The organism is Kribbella sp. CA-247076 (assembly GCF_050942445.1).
Lineage (GTDB): Bacteria > Actinomycetota > Actinomycetes > Propionibacteriales > Kribbellaceae > Kribbella.
The window spans coordinates 2530293-2550364 of sequence record NZ_CP192051.1 but is presented as its reverse complement, the minus strand read 5'-3'; the positions used below and the strand labels follow the sequence as shown (position 1 = coordinate 2550364).

Annotated in this window: 17 protein-coding genes; 7 read left to right on the top strand and 10 right to left on the bottom strand. The window is 69.4% G+C overall.

Features of this window, described 5'->3' with window-relative positions; translation table 11 throughout:
• Positions 1–25 precede the first annotated feature (25 nt).
• Positions 26–979, bottom strand: a complete 954-nt coding sequence (locus ACQPYZ_RS12270) for a conjugal transfer protein (RefSeq protein WP_433167611.1) — start codon at positions 977–979, stop codon at positions 26–28.
• A 706-nt stretch (positions 980–1685) separates the two neighbouring features.
• Between ACQPYZ_RS12270 and ACQPYZ_RS12265 the strand changes: the two genes are divergently transcribed.
• Positions 1686–2561: an aldo/keto reductase gene (locus ACQPYZ_RS12265; RefSeq protein ID WP_433167610.1), complete on the top strand. Its 876-nt coding sequence runs from the start codon at positions 1686–1688 to the stop codon at positions 2559–2561.
• Positions 2562–2737: 176 nt separating this feature from the next.
• The gene (gene trxA / locus ACQPYZ_RS12260) at positions 2738–3127 is read left to right on the top strand and encodes a thioredoxin (protein WP_433167609.1); all 390 of its coding nucleotides are present in this window, start codon (positions 2738–2740) and stop codon (positions 3125–3127) included.
• A gap of 269 nt (positions 3128–3396) precedes the next feature.
• On the opposite strand, the gene ACQPYZ_RS12255 is transcribed toward trxA, so the two are convergent.
• The gene (locus ACQPYZ_RS12255) at positions 3397–4665 is read right to left on the bottom strand and encodes an NAD(P)/FAD-dependent oxidoreductase (RefSeq protein ID WP_433167608.1); all 1269 of its coding nucleotides are present in this window, start codon (positions 4663–4665) and stop codon (positions 3397–3399) included.
• A gap of 91 nt (positions 4666–4756) precedes the next feature.
• On the opposite strand from ACQPYZ_RS12255, the gene ACQPYZ_RS12250 reads away from it, so the two are divergent.
• On the top strand, positions 4757–6304 hold the full coding sequence (locus ACQPYZ_RS12250) for a helix-turn-helix domain-containing protein (protein WP_433167607.1): 1548 nt from the start codon (positions 4757–4759) through the stop codon (positions 6302–6304).
• Positions 6305–6579: 275 nt separating this feature from the next.
• Here ACQPYZ_RS12250 and ACQPYZ_RS12245 read toward each other — a convergent pair whose 3' ends face one another.
• The 3 genes from ACQPYZ_RS12245 to ACQPYZ_RS12235 all read right to left on the bottom strand — a co-directional run bounded on the left by ACQPYZ_RS12245 (position 6580) and on the right by ACQPYZ_RS12235 (position 9453).
• On the bottom strand, positions 6580–7782 hold the full coding sequence (locus ACQPYZ_RS12245) for an NAD(P)/FAD-dependent oxidoreductase (RefSeq protein ID WP_433167606.1): 1203 nt from the start codon (positions 7780–7782) through the stop codon (positions 6580–6582).
• Complete coding sequence (locus ACQPYZ_RS12240; protein WP_433167605.1) at positions 7779–8288, bottom strand: isoprenylcysteine carboxyl methyltransferase family protein; 510 nt, start codon at positions 8286–8288, stop codon at positions 7779–7781. Before ACQPYZ_RS12240 ends, ACQPYZ_RS12245 begins: the two co-directional genes overlap by 4 nt.
• Before the next feature lie 115 nt (positions 8289–8403).
• Positions 8404–9453: a type III polyketide synthase gene (locus ACQPYZ_RS12235; protein WP_433167604.1), complete on the bottom strand. Its 1050-nt coding sequence runs from the start codon at positions 9451–9453 to the stop codon at positions 8404–8406.
• Between the two features lie 18 nt (positions 9454–9471).
• Between ACQPYZ_RS12235 and ACQPYZ_RS12230 the strand changes: the two genes are divergently transcribed.
• Positions 9472–10419 (top strand): UbiA family prenyltransferase, encoded by a 948-nt coding sequence (locus ACQPYZ_RS12230; RefSeq protein ID WP_433167603.1) that lies wholly within the window; start codon positions 9472–9474, stop codon positions 10417–10419.
• On the opposite strand, the gene ACQPYZ_RS12225 is transcribed toward ACQPYZ_RS12230, so the two are convergent.
• Positions 10408–12186, bottom strand: a complete 1779-nt coding sequence (locus ACQPYZ_RS12225; RefSeq protein ID WP_433167602.1) for a thiamine pyrophosphate-requiring protein — start codon at positions 12184–12186, stop codon at positions 10408–10410. The genes ACQPYZ_RS12230 and ACQPYZ_RS12225 overlap by 12 nt on opposite strands.
• Positions 12187–12234: 48 nt before the next feature.
• Positions 12235–13107 (bottom strand): LysR substrate-binding domain-containing protein, encoded by an 873-nt coding sequence (locus ACQPYZ_RS12220; RefSeq protein WP_433167600.1) that lies wholly within the window; start codon positions 13105–13107, stop codon positions 12235–12237.
• A gap of 123 nt (positions 13108–13230) precedes the next feature.
• Here ACQPYZ_RS12220 and ACQPYZ_RS12215 point away from each other — a divergent pair, with 123 nt between their 5' ends.
• Positions 13231–14748 carry an MFS transporter gene (locus ACQPYZ_RS12215; protein ID WP_433167599.1) on the top strand — a complete coding sequence of 506 codons (1518 nt, stop codon included), beginning with the start codon at positions 13231–13233 and terminating at the stop codon, positions 14746–14748.
• Positions 14749–14791: 43 nt separating this feature from the next.
• On the opposite strand, the gene ACQPYZ_RS12210 is transcribed toward ACQPYZ_RS12215, so the two are convergent.
• Positions 14792–15604: an endonuclease/exonuclease/phosphatase family protein gene (locus tag ACQPYZ_RS12210; RefSeq protein WP_433167598.1), complete on the bottom strand. Its 813-nt coding sequence runs from the start codon at positions 15602–15604 to the stop codon at positions 14792–14794.
• A 170-nt stretch (positions 15605–15774) separates the two neighbouring features.
• On the opposite strand from ACQPYZ_RS12210, the gene ACQPYZ_RS12205 reads away from it, so the two are divergent.
• The gene (locus ACQPYZ_RS12205) at positions 15775–17898 is read left to right on the top strand and encodes a fibronectin type III domain-containing protein (protein WP_433167597.1); all 2124 of its coding nucleotides are present in this window, start codon (positions 15775–15777) and stop codon (positions 17896–17898) included.
• A gap of 69 nt (positions 17899–17967) precedes the next feature.
• Entirely contained in the window at positions 17968–18699 is a 732-nt protein-coding gene (locus ACQPYZ_RS12200; RefSeq protein ID WP_433167596.1) for a DUF427 domain-containing protein, read from the top strand.
• On the opposite strand, the gene ACQPYZ_RS12195 is transcribed toward ACQPYZ_RS12200, so the two are convergent.
• Both ACQPYZ_RS12195 and ACQPYZ_RS12190 read right to left on the bottom strand, forming a co-directional pair.
• Positions 18680–19033, bottom strand: a complete 354-nt coding sequence (locus tag ACQPYZ_RS12195) for a MerR family transcriptional regulator (protein WP_433169672.1) — start codon at positions 19031–19033, stop codon at positions 18680–18682. The genes ACQPYZ_RS12200 and ACQPYZ_RS12195 overlap by 20 nt on opposite strands.
• A 35-nt stretch (positions 19034–19068) precedes the next feature.
• Positions 19069–19842: an SDR family NAD(P)-dependent oxidoreductase gene (locus tag ACQPYZ_RS12190; protein ID WP_433167595.1), complete on the bottom strand. Its 774-nt coding sequence runs from the start codon at positions 19840–19842 to the stop codon at positions 19069–19071.
• Positions 19843–20072: the final 230 nt, after the last annotated feature.

Below are 20072 nucleotides of genomic sequence, written 5' to 3'. Positions count from 1 at the left end.
GTCGTCCGACGGCTCGTCGCTGCTGTCATCCGACGGCAGCCACTTGCCATCGTTGTGCTCCGTCCGTGGCGACGGTTCGCCTCAACGTGAGCGTGTAGGTCTGGTCGAGGGTGGTCTCACCCGCCCCGTCCCAGGTGACGGCCGCGGTCGCCCGCCGCTCGTCGTCGTTGCCGGCGAAGACCTGCCAGTCCTTGAGCTCACCGAACTTCACCGAGCCGTTCAGGCTGCGGATGGTCGAGCCCGGCGCGGTCACCGCCGACACCTTGTTGTCCGATTCGGCGTACGCCGAGAAGAACGCCTCCGCGTCTTTGAGCGTCGCCGCGGTCAGATCGTCGTCCGGTACGCCGGCCTCCGGCATGTTGTCCGGCAGCGCGGCCCGCTCGTCCGGCACGAACGTCGGCGGCCCGCTGGCCACCACGCGGGACGCCGTCCGGGCGACGGGGACGGACAGCCGCGCCCAGGAGTACGGACCGGCGACCCAGCCGGCGCCGCGCTTGGTGTACGGCCGGATCTCCACCCGTACGTCGACCGCGGCGGTGACCCCACCGGAGTCGACCTTGACCTCGCCGGCGTACGCCGTGTCGGCAGTCTGCATCCCGCGTCCGTTCCACCCCGCGCGACTGTCCAGGCCGGCCGCCAGGTCCAGCGCGATCCGCGCCGGCCGGGCGTCCGGGTTCGCCTCGTCCCAGTTCAGGTAGGAGACGGCGTACCGGGTCGCGACCGCGCGGGCCTCGTCCGCCGGGAAGGTGTTCTGGTTGGTGACCACGGTCTCGGGCGGACGGTTCGGCGCGACCCAGGAGCGGACGCCGCTGATCGCCGCCAGCAGCAGCACGACCACCACGAGCCCGCGGAAGAACCGGCGCGCCCAGGTGGAGAACGACGACTCCGGCTCGGTCGACCACGGCGGCTGACCGGTCTCGAGCGGCTCGCGGACCGGACCGGGAGCGGCGTGTGCACCGTGAGGCGAACGCTGTTTCAAACGTTCGGGTGTACGGTGCACCGGGCCGTCCGGCTCCGGCGTACGCCCGGAGGGACGACGCGGTGGTGCCATCACTCCCCCGGCCGGCGGATGCCCCTGTGGAGCGGAGTACTGCGCCGCTACGCCCTGTGCCTGGCGAGGGGTGGGTGACACCGGTCCATCCGGGTGGGCCCACCACTCCGGTGCGGTGTTCGACGGGCGTCCTTTGCCCGTCTTCTTCGGGCGCCGCTGGTCCGACCAGTGCTCACCTTTTGGCGGCAGGTTCAGCAACGTTCGCCACCAACTCATCGCTACCCGCCCCTCAGACAGCAGTTACGCGGACAGTAGCCGGGACAATACGGCAAGCAACCGCCCTCCGGGAGACCTGGGACCAGGATCCGGATGCTCCATCGCTCCCCGCAGCCATACTGTTACCCCGCTTGCGGGCCGTGTCACCCTCCACGGGCAAGAGTGACACCTTCAGGACCGTCGTCATAGCTCCTCTCTCATGCCCGATCCGGTCGATCGGGCAGCGCACACCCTGCCACACGCCACGGACAGCCTTCGAAGATCCGTGCGAACAACATGGTAAAGAACGCATCAACTGATCACGCATAGTAACCGATCCAGCCGGTCGGCCTGTGGAAAACTCTCCCGTGGCGAGGGGTCAAAAACCGCTTTACCGGGCATAGGGTCGCAGTAACCCTGCTACCCCTGGAGGACCAGGATGGAAACTCGCCGACTGGGCAGACTCGGGCACGACAGTTCGGTCCTGATCTACGGCGCCGCGTCGCTCGGAGGGGTCGACCAGGATCGGGCCGACGCCTCGATCCAGGAAGCCCTCGACGCCGGCATCAACCACTTCGACGTCGCGGCCGACTACGGCGACGCCGAGCTCCGGCTCGGCCCGTGGATGCCGCAGCTGCGCGACCGCATCTTCCTCGCCACCAAGACGGGCCGGCGGACTTACGAGGAGGCCTGGTCCGAAATCAACCGGTCGCTGGAGCGGCTGCAGACCGACCACGTCGACCTCATCCAGATGCACGCCGTGTGCGATCTGGAGAACCTCGATCTCGTCACCGGCAAGGGCGGTTCGCTCGAAGCGGCCGTCCGGGCCAAGGAGGAAGGCATGGTCCGGGCGATCGGGATCACCGGCCACACCGCCCAGGCGCCGGCCGTACACACCGAGGGCCTGCGACGGTTCGACTTCGACAGTGTGCTGACGCCGCTGAACTACAGGCTGTCGACGGATCCGCAGTACGCCGCCGACTACGCCGCCCTGGTCGACGCGATCAGGGCGTCGGACGCCGCGCTGATGACGATCAAGATGATTGCCCGCCGCAACTGGAAGGACGGCGAGGAGAAGAACTACGACACCTGGTACCGGCCGTTCGACGAGCAGCGCTACGTCACCGCCGCGACCGCGTGGCTGCTCAACGGGCACCCGGAGATCACCGGCCTGGCCACGGCGGGCGAGACCCGGCTACTGCGTCAGATGGTGATCGCCGAGCGCGAGCGCGCCGACCTGACGCCGGAGGACGCCGCGTCCATCCTCGAGGAGGTCCAGGACTACGCGTCACCCTTCGTGGACATGCCGTTCTGACCTCGACGTGTGCCAGGTCACACCGGGTTTTCGGATTCCGGTCACCCGGTCCTAGGGTCAAGCGCTTGTACGTCGTACGTCGGTCAATCGCTTGTTCGGCGTACGGACCGGACGGGGAACACCTGCGGCCGGTGGAGTGTTGAAGAGACTGTATTCGTCTAACTTCGGAGGTCGTAGTGGCAACGGTCGAGCTGTCCCAGGAGAACTTCAACGAGGTCGTCAGCGGTGACGGTCTCGTGCTGGTGGACTTCTGGGCTGAGTGGTGCGGCCCGTGCAAGATGTTCGGACCGGTGTACGAGAAGTCGTCCGAGGAGCACGCGGACATCACCTTCGGCAAGGTCGACACCGAGGCGCAGGTCGAGCTCGCCCAGGCGTTCCAGATCCGCTCGATCCCGACCCTGATGGCGGTCCGCGACGGCGTCGTCCTCTACTCCCAGCCCGGCGCGCTCCCGGCCGCCGCCCTGGAGGACCTGATCGGTCAGCTCCGCGCGGTCGACATGGACGAGGTCCGCGCCCAGATCGCCGCCCACGAGGCCGAGCACGGCACCGAGCCCCACACCCACTGAGCACCAGCCACGAAGCCCCGGACCAAGCGGTCCGGGGCTTCGTCATGGCTGCTGACAACGCCACGCTTGCGCGGAGCGGCCGCCTGTGCGGAGCGGGCCCTGGGCAGGGGAATCAGCCAGGGCCCGCTCCGGGGCTGACCGGGGCGGCGAGGTGAGCCGTTGAGGCGCAGGGCGGTGAGGAGATCCGCCCGGGGGTCACCTGGAAGCGCCGCTCGGCACACGGTCAGCTCGGCGGAGGGACCACGTCGTCGGGGTCCCTCCCACTGGTGTCAGCGGAGCGGGTTGAACGGCGCCAACTCGCTCGGGGTGCGACCGGTGGTGATCGTCTCGGCGAGCAGTTGCCCGGTGATCGGCCCGAGGGTGATACCCCACATGCCGTGACCGCCGGCGGCGAAGACGCGCGGTGATGCGGTGGCGCCGATCAGCGGCAGGCCGTCCGGCGTACACGGACGCGGGCCGACCCACTCGAAGGTACGAGCGTCCAGGTCGGCGTCCCGGAGCAGCGGCCGGGCCGCCTCGACGATCGCGTCGATCCGCCGCGGGTCCAGCGCGGCGTCCGGCTTGCGGAACTCCATCATCCCGGCCACGCGCAGCCGGTCGCCGAGCGGCGTACACGCGACCCGCTGGGCCGGGAAGTACACCGGGCCGGCCGGTACGTGCGCGATCGGCACGCTGAAGCTGTAACCACGGCCCGCCTGGACGACCGTGCGTACGCCGTACTGCCGGGCCAGGTCACCGAGCCACGCGCCCGTCGCCATCACCACGGCGTCGAACGGGTCGGTCTCACCGTCGCCGGTGATCAGGCGGACCCCGCGGATCTCGTCGACGATGTCCTTGACGACGACCCCGCTGATGATCTGCCCGCCGCGGGCGACCACCGAGTCGGCCAGCATCCGGACGTAGTCGCCAGGGTTGATGAAGCGCTGCCCGTGCAGCCGGATCGCGGCCCCGATCTCGTCGGACAGCGAGGGCTCGATCTCGCGGGCGTCGTCACCGCTGATCGGCTCGAACTCGATCCCCTGGCCGGCGGCGTGGATGTGCTCGATCTCCTCGAGCAGCACGCTCCGCTCGGCCTCGGTCCGGTACGCGGCCAGGAACGACTTGGCCTCGTACGTCTGCGCCTCGACGCCGGCCTTGGCCAGGAAGTCGAACGCGGCCAGCGCCTGGCGGTTGATCGGGACCAGCGACTCCATCGCGGTCTTCCAGCGTCCGGCGGTGCTGTTGCGAGCGAAGCGGGTGAGGAAATTGAGGAGCCGCGGGCTCGCGGTCGGTGGAACGTACACCGGTGAGGAGGGGCTCAGCACCGCACGGACGCCGTACTTGAGGACTGCCGGTTCCGGCAGCGGGGTGGCCAGGCCGGGTGTGAGCCAGCCGGCGTTCCCCCAGGACGCTCCCGCGCCGACACCTTCGCGGTCGAGCACGGTGACGTCCACGCCGGCCTCCTGGAGGAACCAGGCGGTGGAGAGTCCGACCATGCCCGCGCCGACGACGGCGACGCGATCGGGAACGATGTGGGTGACAGAACCTGCAGCGACCATGTATCGATGGTGCGGCCGCCGGGAACGGCTGTCATGGTGCGATCACACCACAGAAGAGACAAATGACTGTGCTTAGAGCACAATAACCCGGGTGATTACTGCGCCTGACCTGGTTGTCGCCGTTGGACCCGCGCTCTTCGAGATCGTCGTGACCGGCAAAGGCGACGGAGAGGTCCGTGACGTCTTCCTGGCCGACCCGCAGGAGCCGGCGACCGGTCAGCCGGGCGATCTGGTGCTCGGGCTCGGTCTGCGCGACGCAGAGGACGCCGTGGAGCTGGTGGAGCGCTGCGCAGCCGGCAACGCGTCAGGTGTCGTTCTGCGTACGTCGCTCGCCCACGAGCCCACCGTGGTCGCGGCAGCCGAGCGATGGCTGCTCACACTGGTCGCACTGCAGCCGAGCGTGACCTGGGCGCATGTGGTCTGGCTGCTGCGCGGTGTCATCGACAGAGCCGCCGCACCCGACTCCCCTGCCGCCGGAGACGCCGGTGTCCACCAGGAGTTGTTTGCGTTGGCAGATGCCGCCGCAGCGATCGTGGACGCGCCCGTGACGATCGAGGACAACCAGTCCCGCGTGCTGGCGTACTCCTCCGGCCAGGACTTCACCGACCCGACTCGTGTGTCCACCATCGTCGGCCGGCGTGTTCCGGCCGAGGTGATCGCACACTTCCGGGCGCGGGGCATCTTCCGGCGGCTGGCCCGGTCCAGCGAGCCGTTCCTCGTGCCTGACGGCCCCAACGGGATCCGCCCGCGTCTCGTCGTACCTGTGCGGGCTGGAGGCGAGTGGCTGGGGTCTATCTGGGCTGTGGTGGACGGTCCGGTCAGTGACGAGGTGACTGCCGAGCTGAGCAACGCTGCGTCGGTGCTGGCGTTGCATCTGCTGCGGCTGCGGGCTCAGGCGGACGTGGCGCGCAGGAGTGCGATCGATCGGCTGCGGACGATCCTGCGGCAGTTCTCCCCCGACAACCCACTGGACGTACGGCTGCCGCCGCAACCCTGGCGTGTGGTCGCACTCGGGTCGCCGGACGGGTACGACGTACCGCAGCAGCTCGACCTGTGGGAGTCCACGGGTCGCCGGCATGGATGGAGCGAACCGCAACTCGCGGACCTCGACGGGACCGTGCTGGCGGTAGTCACGGACTCGGACGGCCCCGGCTCGTGGACCTGGTTGAGCAAACTGGTCACCGAGCAGGCCAAGACCGCTCCTGGCACTGTTGCCGCGGCAGGTGGTCCTGCACGGAGCCCTGCGGACCTGCCGAGCTCACGTGCACAGGCAGTCGAGCTACTCGGCTTGGTACGTCGTGGAGCGGCGCCGGGGCCCGCGTTGCCGGTGGAGGCGGCGTGGCATGTGCTGACCGTTCACCGAGCGGTGACGTCGTTGGACACCAGCAAGCTGGACGGTCCGCTCGCTACCTTGCTGCGGCACGACATCGAGCACGACACCGGGTTCGTGGAAACGCTGCAGGCCTGGCTCGAGTATCCGGGGCAGCCGCAGCGGGCGGCGCGGGAACTGCATCTGCACACGAATACGTTGCGGCACCGGATGAAGCGGATCGGTGAGATCACGCGACTGGATCTGTCGAATCCGCGTGAACGGTTGGCGCTGCAGTTGCAGATCGCGGCGGTGCGGACCGAGCACTGAGATGTTCGCCACAGGCCTGCGTAACAAGGCTTCATATTCCGGCAACTGCTGGGCAACATCCGGCTGATTAAGTCTTCCTCAGGAACACCGGGCGAACGCCCCAAGGACTGTCCCAGCTTTTCACCAGGAAGCTGGGGCACCGTTCCAGCCTTTCACCAGGAGGCTGGAGCGGCCGGTCCGAGCTTTTCACCAGGAAGCTCGGGCTTCTCGTGGGCCCGGCGATTGTCTGAGCGATCGCCGGGCCCCAAGAGAAACCGGCCGAGGCGTGGGAGGGCTCAGGCCAGGCGGTTGACGATGTGGCTGTAGACGCCGGGGAGCAGGGTGGCGGCGGGGACGATGCGGGGAGCGAGCAACGACCTGTTGCGGGCCCAGAGCAACGAACCGGTCAGCAGCCGGCACTCCCACGACACCCGGCGCCAGGCCGCCTCGTAGTCCTCCGGTCGATTGTCGACAATGCACTCGACCAACTCCGCCGACGTTCGCAGCGCGACTGCGATCCCTTCACCGGTCAACGCGTCGACGTACCCGGCCGCATCGCCCACCAGCAGCACGCGACCAGCCACCCGTGCGCGGACTCGCTGCCGTAGCGGGCCGGCGCCCATGACCGCGTTCGCCGGGTTGGCGCCGCTCAACCGCCGTTTCAACGCCGGGAACGCGTCGAGGTGAGAGTCGAAGGTGCCACGCTCCGAGGTGAGGATCGCGACCCCGACCAGGTCGTCGGCGACAGGAGTGACGTAGGCCTCGCCTAGCCGGGACCAGTAGACCTCAACAAGGTCGGTCCAGGGCGAGACAGAGAAATGCCGGCGCAATCCCCGCCGAACGGCGGGGGCAGCACCGGGGCTGGCGCCGGCGCGAGCCGCGCGTGAAAGGGCGGTGAGGCCGAGCTGGCCGCGGATGCCGGCGCGAGGCGCGCCTGGGGGGACTGCAGGGCCGGGCTGGCCGCAGGTGCCGGCGCGAGCCGCGCCTGGAGGGACTGCGGGGTCGAGCTGGCCGCGGATGCCGGCGCGTGCCTCGTGTGGGGCGATTGTGAGGCCGAGTTGGCGGCGGATGGTGGAGTGGAGGCCGTCGGCGGCGGCGAGGTAGCGGGCGGTATGGCCGGCGGCGGTGACGGACGTGGTGTTCTGGGTGATGGCGCCAATCCGATTGTTGACAATCGGCACGCCGAGCGATTCCAGGCGGTCGACGAGCGCTTGGTGCAGCGTCGTACGACGTACGCCGAGACCGGGCCCGGCGCGGAAACGGGCGTCCACCTGGTGGTCGGCATCGAGGTAGCGGATGCCGTAGAACGGGCGGCCGGTCAGCTCGACGCCCAGCCGCTCCAGGTAGGACACCGCGCTGTGGGCGACGCCCTCGCCGCACGCCTTGTCGATCGGCGCGGACCGGGGCTCGACGACCACGACGGACAGGCCGGCCAGCGCGGCGCGGACCGCGGTCGCGGCACCAGCGGGGCCGCAACCGGCGACGAGGAGGTCGATCACTTGACCAGCGCGGCGTTCAGGGCGGCTTCCTCGGCCCGGATCCGGACCGCGAGCAACGGGATGTTCAGCACGGTGAACACCACGGCCGTGATCCACGCCGTGTGGACCAGCGGCAGTGCGATGCCCTCGGCAACCACCGCGACGTAGTTCGGGTGGCGCAGCCATCGGTACGGGCCACGCGCAACCAGTTGCAGCCCGGGTACGACGATCACCCGCGTGTTCCACTGGCGTCCGAGCACCGTGATGCACCACCACCGCAGCCCCTGCGACAGCAGCACCACGGCGAACATGGTCCACCCGAGCCACGGCACGAACGGCCTGTGCGCCGCCTCCACCAGGCACCCGGCCAGCAACCCGGTGTGCAGGACGACCATGAACGGGTAGTGCCCGCGACCCGACTCCACGCCGCCCTGCGCGAAACTCCACCGCGCGTTCCGCAGCGACACCACCAACTCGGCAACCCGCTCGAGGCCGACGAGCACCACGAGCACGACGTACCCGGTCATGGGGCCTCCCGGCCTGGACTGGGGAGCGGAGGGAGCGCAGCGACCGGAGCGACGAGGGAAGGCCGGGAGTCAGAGCCCCATGATCCGCCGCGCCGGAGGCGTGGCATCAGCACTGTCATTGCCACTCCAGCAGGACGAGTTCGGAGCAGAAGCCGGGGCCCATGGCCAGAAGTAGTCCCATGCCGACAGGATCTCGCCGGAGGGTCTCACCGAGGACGTGCAACACGGACGACGAGGACAAGTTGCCGACCGCATCGAGCGATTCCCAGGTCAGGTCGAGCGCGCCCGGCCGCAGCGACAGCGTCTCCGCGACCGCCTCCAGCACCTTCGGCCCGCCGGGATGGCTCACCCAGGTGCCGATGTCCGGAACGCTCAGCCCGTAGGCCGACAGGAACTCGCGCACATCTCCGCCGAGATACGTCCGCACGACGTCCGGCACGTCCGCCCCCAGGACGATCCGAAAGCCGCCCGATCCGACGTCCCAGCCCATCACCCGCTCGGAGTCCGGATACAGCCGGCTGCGCGTCGCCAGCACGGACGGCCCGGACGCCGCCGGATGCTCCGACCCCGTCATCACCACCGCGGCCGCACCGTCGCCGAACAACGCCCCACCGACCAGGTTCGGCAGCGACGAGTCGTCCCGCTGCAACGTCAACGAGCACAACTCGACGGACAGCAGTACGGCGACATGCGTCGGCCAGGCCGTCAGGTAATCGTGCACTCGAGCGATCCCCGCCGCTCCACCCACGCATCCCAACCCGAACAGCGGCAGCCGCTTCACGTCCTCCCGCAACCCCAACCGCACAGCGACCCGCGCATCGATGGACGGCGCCGCCACGCCGGTGACCGTGGTGAACATCAGCAGATCGACGTCGTCCAGCGTCAACCCCGCGTCCTTCACCGCCCCCGCGACGGCCTCCGCGCCCAGGTCCACGGCCGCCGCGATCCAGGCGTCGTTCGCCTCGCCGTAGTCCTTGAGTACGGCGTACCGCTCCAACGGCAGCGCGAGATGCCGGTACGACACGCCCGCGTTCGCGTGCAGCCGCCGGAGCAGCGCCGTACCGCTGCCGTCCGGCAGGCAGATCGACGCGAAGGCCTCGGTCAACGACGACTGCGGATAGCGGTACGGCGGCAGGGCGGGCCGGACCGCTGCGATCCGCGTCATCGTGGCATCGTTACGTCGGTGAGCCCCGAGGCGAGCCGCAACCCGAACGACCGAGCGAACGGCCAACCGAACGACCAACCGGACGACCGAGCGAACGGCCAGCCGGACGGCCAGCCGAGCGACCGGGCGAGCCGGGCAAGTGGCAGACGGAGCGCGGTCGGCAGGACCGCGCGGGGTCTGGCGCTGGCCTGCCACCCCGGGCCGACCGTCGCCGTCACCGCGCTCACCACCGCCGTAGCCTGGTCGGCCGGACGCGGTCCGGCCGGGTGTCTCCTGGTCGCAGCAACGATCCTCACCGGCCACCTCTCGATCGGCTGGAGCAATGACGCGATAGATGCCGCCCGCGACACCATTGTGAACCGGCAGGACAAGCCGGTGGTGCGTGGACTGGTGAGTCGCCGCACGCTGATCGTGGCCGCGCTCGTCATGCTGGTCCTCACCGTCCCGGTCTCGCTGGCCAACGGGACGGCCGCCGGCCTGATGCATCTGCTGTTCGTCGCCTGCGCCTGGGCGTACAACCTGGGCCTGAAGTCGTCGGTCGTCTCCTGGCTCCCGTACGCCGTCGCGTTCGGCGCGCTCCCGTCGTTCGTGACCCTCGGTACGACGGACACCTGGGCGCCCTGGTGGGCCACGGCCGCGACTGCGCTGCTCGGAGTCGGTGCCCATCTGGGGAACGTTGTACCCGACCTGGCCGACGATCTGGCGACCGGCGTCCGCGGCTGGCCGCAACGCCTCGGCGGGGCCGCGCGACTGCTTGCCCCGGTCCCGTTGGCCGCGGCCACGATCCTCCTCGTCGTCGGTCCGCCCGGCGCGGTCGGTGTGGTCGGGTGGGTCACGCTTGGTCTGGTCGCCGTACTGCTCGGCGTCATCCTGTTCTGGAAGAACGCACCGTTCGTGGTCACCATCGCGGTCGCCGCGGTCAGCGTGGCAGCGCTCGTCATCCGGGGCGACGCCCTAGTGCCGTAGCTCCTGGAGCTTGGTCTTCACGCCTTGCTTGAGCACACCCCACCGGTCCTCGTCGCCGCGCCACAGCGACTTGGCCATCTTCTGGATCTCGTCCCAGCTCGCGTGCGGCGGGATCGGCGGTACGTCGGGGTCGCAGTACACGTCGAGCAGCGTCGGCCGGTCGGCGGAGAGCGCGGTGTCCCACGCCATCCCGAGGTCGTCGCCGTCCCGGACGCTGATTGCCGACAATCCTACGGAGCGGGCGAACGCGGCGTAGTCGACCTCGGGCAGGCTCTGCGAGTCGGTGAACTTCGGTGCCCCCTGCATCGACCGCATCTCCCAGGTGACCTGGTTGAGGTCGTTGTTGTGCAGGACGGCGATCACCAGCCGCGGATCGGTCCACTCCTGCCAGTACCGCTTGATCGTGATCAGCTCGGCCAGCCCGTTCATCTGCATCGCGCCGTCACCGGAGAACGCGACCACCGGCTTCGCGGGGTGCGCGATCTTCGCGCCGATCGCATAGGGCACCGCCGACCCCATCGTGGCCAGCGTCCCGGACAGTGAGCCGTGGGTGGTGTCGTTGAACCGCAGTTGCCGCGCGTACCAGTCGGCCGCCGAGCCCGAGTCCGCGACCACGACACAGTCGTCCGGCAGCCGCTCGGAGAACTCGTAGAATAGCCGTTGCGGGTTCACCGGATCGCCCTCGACCTTCGCCGCCGCGGCCATCACGTCCCACCAGCGGCGTACGCCGTCCTCGATCCCGGACCGCCAGGACCGGTCCTCCTTCCGCAGCAGGTACGGCGTGAGCTCGCGCAGCGTGGCGCCGGCGTCGCCGACCAGGTTGACCTCGTACGGGTACCGCATCCCGATCATGGTCGGATCGACGTCGATCTGGACGGCACGCGCCGTACCGAACTCCGGCAGGAACTGCGAGTACGGGAAGCTCGAGCCGATCGTGAGCAGCGTGTCGCAGCCCTGCATCAGCTCCCAGCTCGGGCGCGTCCCGAGCAGCCCGATCGAGCCGGTGACGTACGGCAGGTGGTCGCTCAGCACGTCCTTCCCGAGCAGCGCCTTGGCCACTCCCGCACCGAGCACCTCGGCGATCGTCTCGATCTCCTGCCGGGCGCCCCGCGCACCCTGGCCAACCAGGATCGCGACCTTCTCCCCACTGTTCAGTACGTCGGCCGCCTGCAGCAGCCCCTCCTCGTCCGGCACCTGGACACCCGGCGCGAACCCGAGACTCGACGGAACCATCTTGAACGCATGCTCCGGCGCCGAGTACTCGAGCTCCTGCACGTCAGAGGGCACGATGATCGCGGTCGGCGCCGAGCGGGACAGCGCGGTCCGGATCGCCCGGTCGAGGACGTTCGGCAGCTGCTCGGGCACGGTCACGGTCTCGACGAACTCGCTCGCGACGTCCTTGAACAGCGAGTGCAGGTCGACCTCCTGTTGGTACGACCCGCCCATCGCGGTCCGGCTGGTCTGGCCGACGATCGCGACCACGGGGACGTGGTCGAGCTTGGCGTCGTACAGACCGTTCAGCAGGTGGATGGCGCCGGGGCCGGAGGTGGCCATGCAGACGCCGACCCGGCCGGTGAACTTGGCGTACCCGACCGCCTCGAAGGCGCTCATCTCCTCGTGCCGCGACTGGACGAATCGCGGGCCGTCCTTGGCCTCGGTCCAGGCGGAGAGGATGCCGTTGATGCCGTCGCCCGGATAGCCGAAGACCGTGTCGACCTCCCAGTCCCGGAGTCGCTCGAGCAGGTAGTCGCCAACCGTGGTCGCCATACGAGACCTCCCAAGAGTCAACCCCTCGGGTGCCCCACGACCTCTCCTTTATGCAGCGTCCGGTTTGAGCGGTGCGTTGCTGCCGAGGATCGCGGCGGTGAGCGCCTCGGCGGGCTCCTTGGCGGCCCGCGGGTTGGTGATCAGCACCAGATCGATCGCCGGCAGCTCGGGCAGCCCGGCGCTCGGCGGTGGCTCGACCAGATCGGCCGGCATCAGCGAGCGGGCGAAGATCGCGATCCCGAGGCCGGCCCGGACGGCCGCGAGTACGCCGTTCACGCCACGGACGATGCACGTGATCCGGCAGGACCGGCCCGCCTGCTCCAGCGTCTGAACACCGAGCGACCGGCTCAGGCTCGGCGCCTGGTACGCGACCAGCGGCACCGGACCGTCCGGCGCGATCCGGGTCCCGGCAATGCCGGCCCAGACGAGCGGATCCCGCCGTACCAGCCGTCCACTCGGCTCGTAGCTGGTGCCGACGCTGTGCTTCACGTAGGCGAGGTCGAGGTGACCGGACTCGACCCGGCGGAGCAGGTTGGGGCTCTGGGCAACCGTGAGCTCGAGGTCGATCCGCGGGTACAGCTGCCGGAAGTCGCGCAGGATCTTCGGCAGCGGGGTGAGCGCCAGGTCGTCGGTGACGCCGAAGCGCAGCCGGCCGCGGAGCTCCGAGCCGGTGAAGTAGCCGGCCGCCTCCTCGTGCGCGGCCAGGATGGTCCGGGCGAACCCGGCCATCGCCTCGCCGTCCGCGGTCAGCGTGACCGTCCGCGTGTCGCGGACGAACAACGGCCGCCCGACCGCCGCCTCGAGTTTACGGACATGTTGGCTGACCGTCGGCTGCCGGATACCCAGCCGCTCGGCCGCCTGGGTGAAGCTGAGCGACTGCGCCACCGCCAGGAACGTCCGCAACTGGTCCGGGTCGTACATCGATCCCCTCTCATAGCGCGACGCAATAAGACTAATAGGAGTAATTCGGTGTCGGAATTCAGCATCGAACTGTGAGGATGGAGCTGTCCTCCCCTGACCAGTCCACTCGCGTAGGGAACGCTCTTGACCTCCCGGGCCACCGGTTCTGTCCCATCCGTCCCCGACTTCCACACCCACCGCAGTACGAGACCAGCCGAACCGCAGCGCCGCCCCGGGTTCCGGGAGACGTTCAGCGCACTCGAGGTTCGCAACTTCCGCCTCCTGGTCAGCGGACTCCTGGTCAGTTCCACCGGCGGCTGGATCCAGCGCATCGCCCAGGACTGGCTGGTGCTCACGATCACCGGCAGCGCCACCGCGGTCGGCATCACCACCGCGCTGCAGTTCCTCCCGACCCTCCTGCTCGGCCTGTACGGCGGCGTGATCGCGGACCGCTTCCCGAAGCGGAAGGTCCTGCTGGTCACCCAGACGACGATGGGCACGGGCGCCGCCGTCCTCGCCGTGCTGGCCTTCGCCGGCTCGGTGCAGGTGTGGCAGGTCTATCTGATGGCCTTGTTCCTCGGCCTCGCGACCGCGGTCGACAACCCGACCAGGCAGTCCTTCGTCCCCGAGCTGGTCGGCAAGGAGCGGGTCCGGAACGCGATCAGCATGGTCTCGTCGACGTTCCAGCTCGGCAGCATGGTCGGCCCGGCCCTCGGTGGCGTGCTGCTCGGCACGCTCGGCGCCGGCTGGGCCTTCGCGATCAATGCGATCACCTTCTTCGCCTCGATCTCCGCGCTGATCAGGATGCGGGAGAGCGAGATGCCCGGGCTGCAGGCCGCCCGTACGGCGAGTGCCGGGATGCGGATCCGGGACGGGTTGCGGGACGGCGTGCGGTACGCGCTCGACGAGCCGGCCGTCCGCTGGGCGATCGCGTTGGTCGGCATCTACGGCATGTTCGCGATCAGCCTGCCGGTGACGCTGACGGCGTTCGCCGACCGCGTCTTCCACATCGGTGCCAGCGGGTACGGCGTACTGAACTCGGTGGTCGCGGTCGGGGCCCTGACCGGCGCACTGCTGTCGGCCCGGCGGATCCGGACGCCGCGGTTGCGGAACCTGGTCGGCATCGCCTCGTTCCTGGCCGCGATGCAGATCCTGGCGGCCATCCAGCCGTCGCTGTGGACCTTCATCCCGCTGCTGGCCGCGCTCGGCATGGCCACGCTGATGTTCCTCACCGCGGCGCAGTCGATGGTCCAGCTGACCACACCGGACGGCCTTCGCGGACGGGTGTCCGGCATCTACAACCTCGTGTTCATCGGCGGCGGCGCGATCGGCGGACCGCTGGTCGGCTTCCTCGCGCAGACGTGGGGCGCGCGCAGCAGCCTGTTGCTGTCCGGTCTGATCCCGGCGGTGGCGACGGTCGCGATCGCCCTCCGGCTCCGTCGCGACGGCCGCTTCCGGCTGGTCCTGGTCCGGACCCGTTCACCCTGGCACCAGCCGCCGGTCCGGCTCGATCTCGAGCAGTCCGCGATCCAGCTGTCGGCTCCGACGAGCGTCCCGGTGACCCGCACGTCGCGCCCCTTCCTCATCGGCCGCCGCCAGCACCAGCGGACCGACCCCCACACCCGCCCGACCCGCCCCCGCCGCCGCCCGCAACACCACTAGATCCCGCGAGAGCTCACCGATACACATCGAGGGTCGGCGCGGATTATCCGGTCGGTTCGGATGGCTCCGGCGAGGCACGCGGTTCGAAGGTGGCGACTACTCCGAAGTGGTCGCTTGCCCAGACACCGTCGATGGCGTCGTCGAAGGTGCGTTCGCAGCTGGTGACGTCCAGGGATGGGCCGCGCTCGCCGCACCGCACCATGATGTAGTCGATCCGGCGGCCCACATCCCAGGCCACCGGGCCCTCGGCGACTCGTCCGTTCTCGCGGGTGAAGGTGTGTCCGGGATCATCGGGATGCGCCGTCTCCCAGGCATCGCGGTAGCACACACTCATCCCGTCGAGTGCGTGCAGGCCGCGCCAGAAGCGCATGCTGGTTGCTTCTGGGGTGGCGTCGAAATCTCCGGCGAGTACGACGTGCCGGTCGTCGGCCAGGGTCTCGAGGAACCTGGCCGATGCGACTGCCTGCAGTTGTCGCTCGAACTCGAGAGGCAACTGCCAGCTCGGATTGGTGCAGGCGAACACGGTGGGACCGATCGGGTCGGGTAGGTCGATCTCGGCAACGACCGTCGCCGCCGGGAAGTCCGGGTCGACCCGCGGCGTCACGTGCAGATCCAGCTCATGGACCCGGGCGATCGGCCAGCGGCTCGCGATGGTGATGCCGGCCCCGTCCGCGCCGCGAGCCGACCCGTGAGCCAGGTGGTAGTCCGGTCCGAGCAGATCCCGCGGCTGGTCGTACTCGTCCGTCACGACGGCCTCGACCAGCCCGACAAGATCTGGGTTCGCCTCGTCGAGCACCGCGGCGAGAGCTTTCCGGCGCCGCGGCCAATCGCCGTACAGAGCCTCGGGATTCTGCATGAGTACGCGCATCACGATCCGTTCAGCTGGAGGTGTCAGGCATGTGCCCTTGGCGCTGCCCGGGCAATCAGTCTGTTCTGGATCCAGTGAGGTCTGAATACTTGACGGTGTAAATTAAGCGCACCTAGGCTCGGCGAGGTCCGCTCACTCCTCCCCCGAGGGACTTCATCGTGCTCAACCTCCCCAGACGCCGTACCGCCGCGGCCGTGCTGGCTTCCGTCGCCCTGGTGTCGACGGCCGCCGCGATCGCACCGGCCGACGCGGCCCGCCCGACCGCCGTCCAGCCCGGCCCGAAGCCGACGCTGGTCGAGCCCGACTCCGCATTCCAAGGCACTCCAGACCTGACCACGTCTGCCAAGACGCCGGCGAAGTACCCGCAGGTCGCGGCCAAGCCGTACATGGGCTGGAGCAGCTGGAGCCTGCAGTCGACCAACTACCCGGGTGTGAACCCGGACGGCCCGGGCAGCTTCATCAACGAGAAGAACATCCTCACCCAGGCGCACGCGATGGCGACCAAGCTCAAGCCGTACGGCTACGAGTACCTCAACATCGACGCCGGCTGGCAGCTCGGCGGTGACGAGTACGGCCGGCCGGTCGCGAACCCGAAGCGGTTCCCGCGCGGGATGAAGGCGGTCGGCGACGACCTGCACAAGCTCGGCCTGAAGTTCGGCATCTACACCGTGGTCGGCCTCGGCTTCGACGTCTACCGCGACGGCAACACGCCGATCTACGACGCGCCCGGCTGTTTCACCCGCGACATCGTCTACCCGGACCTGCGCACCACGAACGGCTGGGACCAGGCGTACAAGATCAACTACGAGAGCCCGTGCGCGCAGAAGTACGCCGACTCGATCGCGAACCTGTTCGCCGAGTGGGGAGTCGACTTCATCAAGATGGACGGTGTCGGCCCGGGCTCGTGGAAAGGTGCGCCGGACGACCCGAACCACAACAACACCGAGGACGTCGAGGCCTGGTGGCGCGCGGTGCAGAACGCCGGCCGGCCGATGATGTACACGCTGTCGTGGTCGCTCAGTCACCGGTACGCCGACGTCTGGAAGCAGAACTCGAACGGCTGGCGGATCGACACCGACGTGGAGTGCTACTGCGACACGATCGTCCGCTGGGACGGCTCGGTGAAGCAGCGCTGGTGGGACCTGCCGCAGTGGATCGACGACGCCGGGCCGGGTCACTGGAACAACCTGGACGCGATCAACGTCGGCGTCGGCGAGATGGACGGCCTGAACGAGGCCGAGCGGCAGAGCTACATGACGTTCTGGGCGATCAACGCGGCCCCGCTGTTCGTCGGTGACGACATGACCAAGCTGGACGCGTACGGCCTGAAGCTGCTCACCAACCGCGAGGTGATCGCGATCAACCAGGCCGGCAACCCGGCCCGCCCGCTCGACCAGGACCAGCTGCAGCAGGTCTGGTACGCGAAGAACGCCGACGGCAGCGTCACGGTCGGCCTGTTCAACCTGGCCGAGACCCCGGCGACCGTGACCGGGAGCTTCGACCGGCTCGGCATTACCGGCAAGGCGACCGTCCGCGACGTCTGGGCGAACCAGAACACCCGGAACGTCTCCGGCCAGGTCAGCGCGGCCCTGCCGGCCCACGGCTCGAAGCTCTACAAGATCTTCCCGAACAAGCACAGCAACCCGGGCAAGCCGGCCGACCTCACCGCGACCGACGTCAGCCGGACGACGGTCTCGTTGGTCTGGCAGCCGAGCACCGGCGCCTCGTCGTACGACGTCTTCGCGAACGGCAAGCGGGTGGCGACCAGCGCGGGGACGAGCGTAGTCGTGACCGGGCTGCTGCCGCAGACGCAGTACACCTTCACGGTGAAGGGGGTGAAGGGCGGCCGTACGTCGGACGCGAGCGCGCCGATCACCATGTTCACCTCGAAGTCGGGCGGACCGGTGAAGTACGAGGCCGAGGCGTCCACCAGCACGCTCACCGGGAACGCCGGCGTCTCCGACTGCACCCTGTGCTCGGGCGGCGCGAAGATCGGCAACATCGGGTACGACGCCTCGGTCACGCTGCACGGGATCACCGTGCCGACGACCGGGACGTACCTGGTGAAGATCGCCTACACCGACGGCGACACCAGCCGGCAGAGCATGCTGACCGTCAACGACGCCGACAGCTACTGGGTCAACTACCACGGTCTCGGTGACAACGACTGGGGCACGCCGCAGGTCACCTACCTGCCGATGAAGCTCCAGGCCGGTGCGAACTCGATCAAGGTGCACAACCCGAGCGGCTACATCGCCGACATCGACTGGATCACGATCTGAGGTCCGTGGGCGGTTGATGTCCGTGGGGTCGGTCTTCCCTGAGACCGGCCCCACGCCTTTACTGGACCAATGAGCAGCAGCTACCCCGACGTCCTGGTCCCGCCCGGCTCCACGGCTCCCGTCCCGCGACGGGTCCGGGCGACGCTCGACGGCCGCGTCGTCGTCGACACGACCGATGCGATCTACCTGTGGGAGTTCCCGCCGTACCCGCAGTTCTACATCCCGCTCGCCGACGTGGCCGACGGGGTGCTGACCGACACCGGCGAGACGAAGACCTTCGACCACGGGGTCGCCCGCGTGCACACCGCCGGGTCGGGGAAGGCGTGGGTGTACGACGACGGGATCGCGAAGGACCGGGTCCGGTTCCAGTGGGACGCGCTGGACAGCTGGTTCGAGGAGGACGAGGAGGTGTTCGTCCACCCGCGCAACCCGTACGCCCGCTGCGACGCGATCCGGTCCGGCCGGCACGTCAAGGTGGAGGTCGACGGCAAGATGCTGGCCGAGTCCCACTCGACCGTCATCGTCTTCGAGACCGGCCTGCCGCCGCGGTACTACTTCCCGCGGACCGAGGTGAACTTCGACCACCTCACGCCGAGCGACACCCGGACGGCGTGCCCGTACAAGGGCCGGACCTCGGCGTACTGGAACGTCGGCGACCGGCCGGATCTCGCCTGGTCGTACGACTTCCCCACCGCCCCGCTGCTGCCGATCGCCGGCCTGGTCGCCTTCTTCAACGAGAAGGTCGACCTCACCCTCGACGGCGTCTCGCAGGACCGCCCGATCACCCCGTTCTCGGACTGAGCTCGGCCACGAGCCGCTGGAACCGCGGGCACTCGAGGAAATCGGGGGCCTCGCAGGTCAGCGCGTGCTCGATCAGCCGTTTGGACTCGCGAGCCTGACGGATCTGCTCGTCGAGCGCGGCGTCCTGCTCGGCCAGGATCCGCCGCCGCTCAGGCCCGTCGGGCGCGTCGAACATCCGGCGGAGCTGCTCGAGGCTGAGACCGGCCGCCTTGGCCCGCTGGATCATCACCACGCGGGCGACGTGCGACTCGTCGTACCTGCGTTGGCCGCCGACGCGGGCGGCCGGGGTGAGCAAGCCCTGGTCCTCCCAGTGCCGGAGGACATGGGTGGCCAGACCGAAGCGGGCCGCGAGCTCGCCGATGCCGAACGTCAGATCGCCGATGTCACGCCGCCGTCCATGGTGATGATGGCGCCGGTGACGTAGCTGGCGAGCGGGGAGGCGAGGAAGACCGCGACGTTGGCGACCTCGGCGGGCTCGCCGGCGCGGCCCATCGGGATCTCGGCGACCATCTCGGCGAGCAGTTCGTCCTTGGGCCGGCCGCTCGCCCGGACCGCAGCCTCGAGCCCCTCGTCGACCCGCGCGGTCCGGGTCATGCCGGGGTTGATCACGTTCACCCGGACACCCTGACCGGCGTACGCCTTGGCGTAGCCGACCGACGCCAGCATCAGCGCCGCGTTGGCCGCGCCGCCACCGATGTGCAGCGGGTTCGCCGCCCGGCCGCCCTGGCCGACGACGTTCACGATCGCACCGCGGCCGCGCTCCGCCATCTGCCGGATGACCGCCTCGGTGGCGTGCATGTAGGTGAAGTACTTCGCTTCCATCGCCGCGTGCAACGCCTTGCTGTCGAGCTCGTCGACCGGTGTCCGTCGGGCCGCCCCGGCGCAGTTGATCAGGATGTCCGGTACGCCGATCCGCGCGAACGCCGCTCGGGTCGCGTGGGAGTCGGTGAGGTCGACCGCCTCTACGTCGTACCGCAGTCCCTTGGCCGCGAGCTCCTCCTGCGCCTTCGCGAGATTGCCGGGGTCGCGGGAGATTCCGGTGACGCTCACACCCTCGCGGGCCAGGGCCTCGGCGCAGGCCAGGCCGATGCCCTTGCTGGCGCCGGTGACGATCGCGCTCCGGCCGGACAGTTGCAGGTCCACTCGCTGACTCCTTCGCGTCCTCACTCGCCCCCGGAAGTCTACGACGCGGTCTCGGATGCCCTGAGCAATCGTCATCTTTCGGACGTCGGGGCCGTCGGCAACGAATTGGAACTTTCGCTGTTCCGGCCTTGAACAGCCCAGTACAGTGGGTAACCAGATCGACACTCTTTGTTTCGACGCCTGATGCCCGAGCTGCTTGCCCTGAGCACCGACGCCGGAGGGATCCGTGC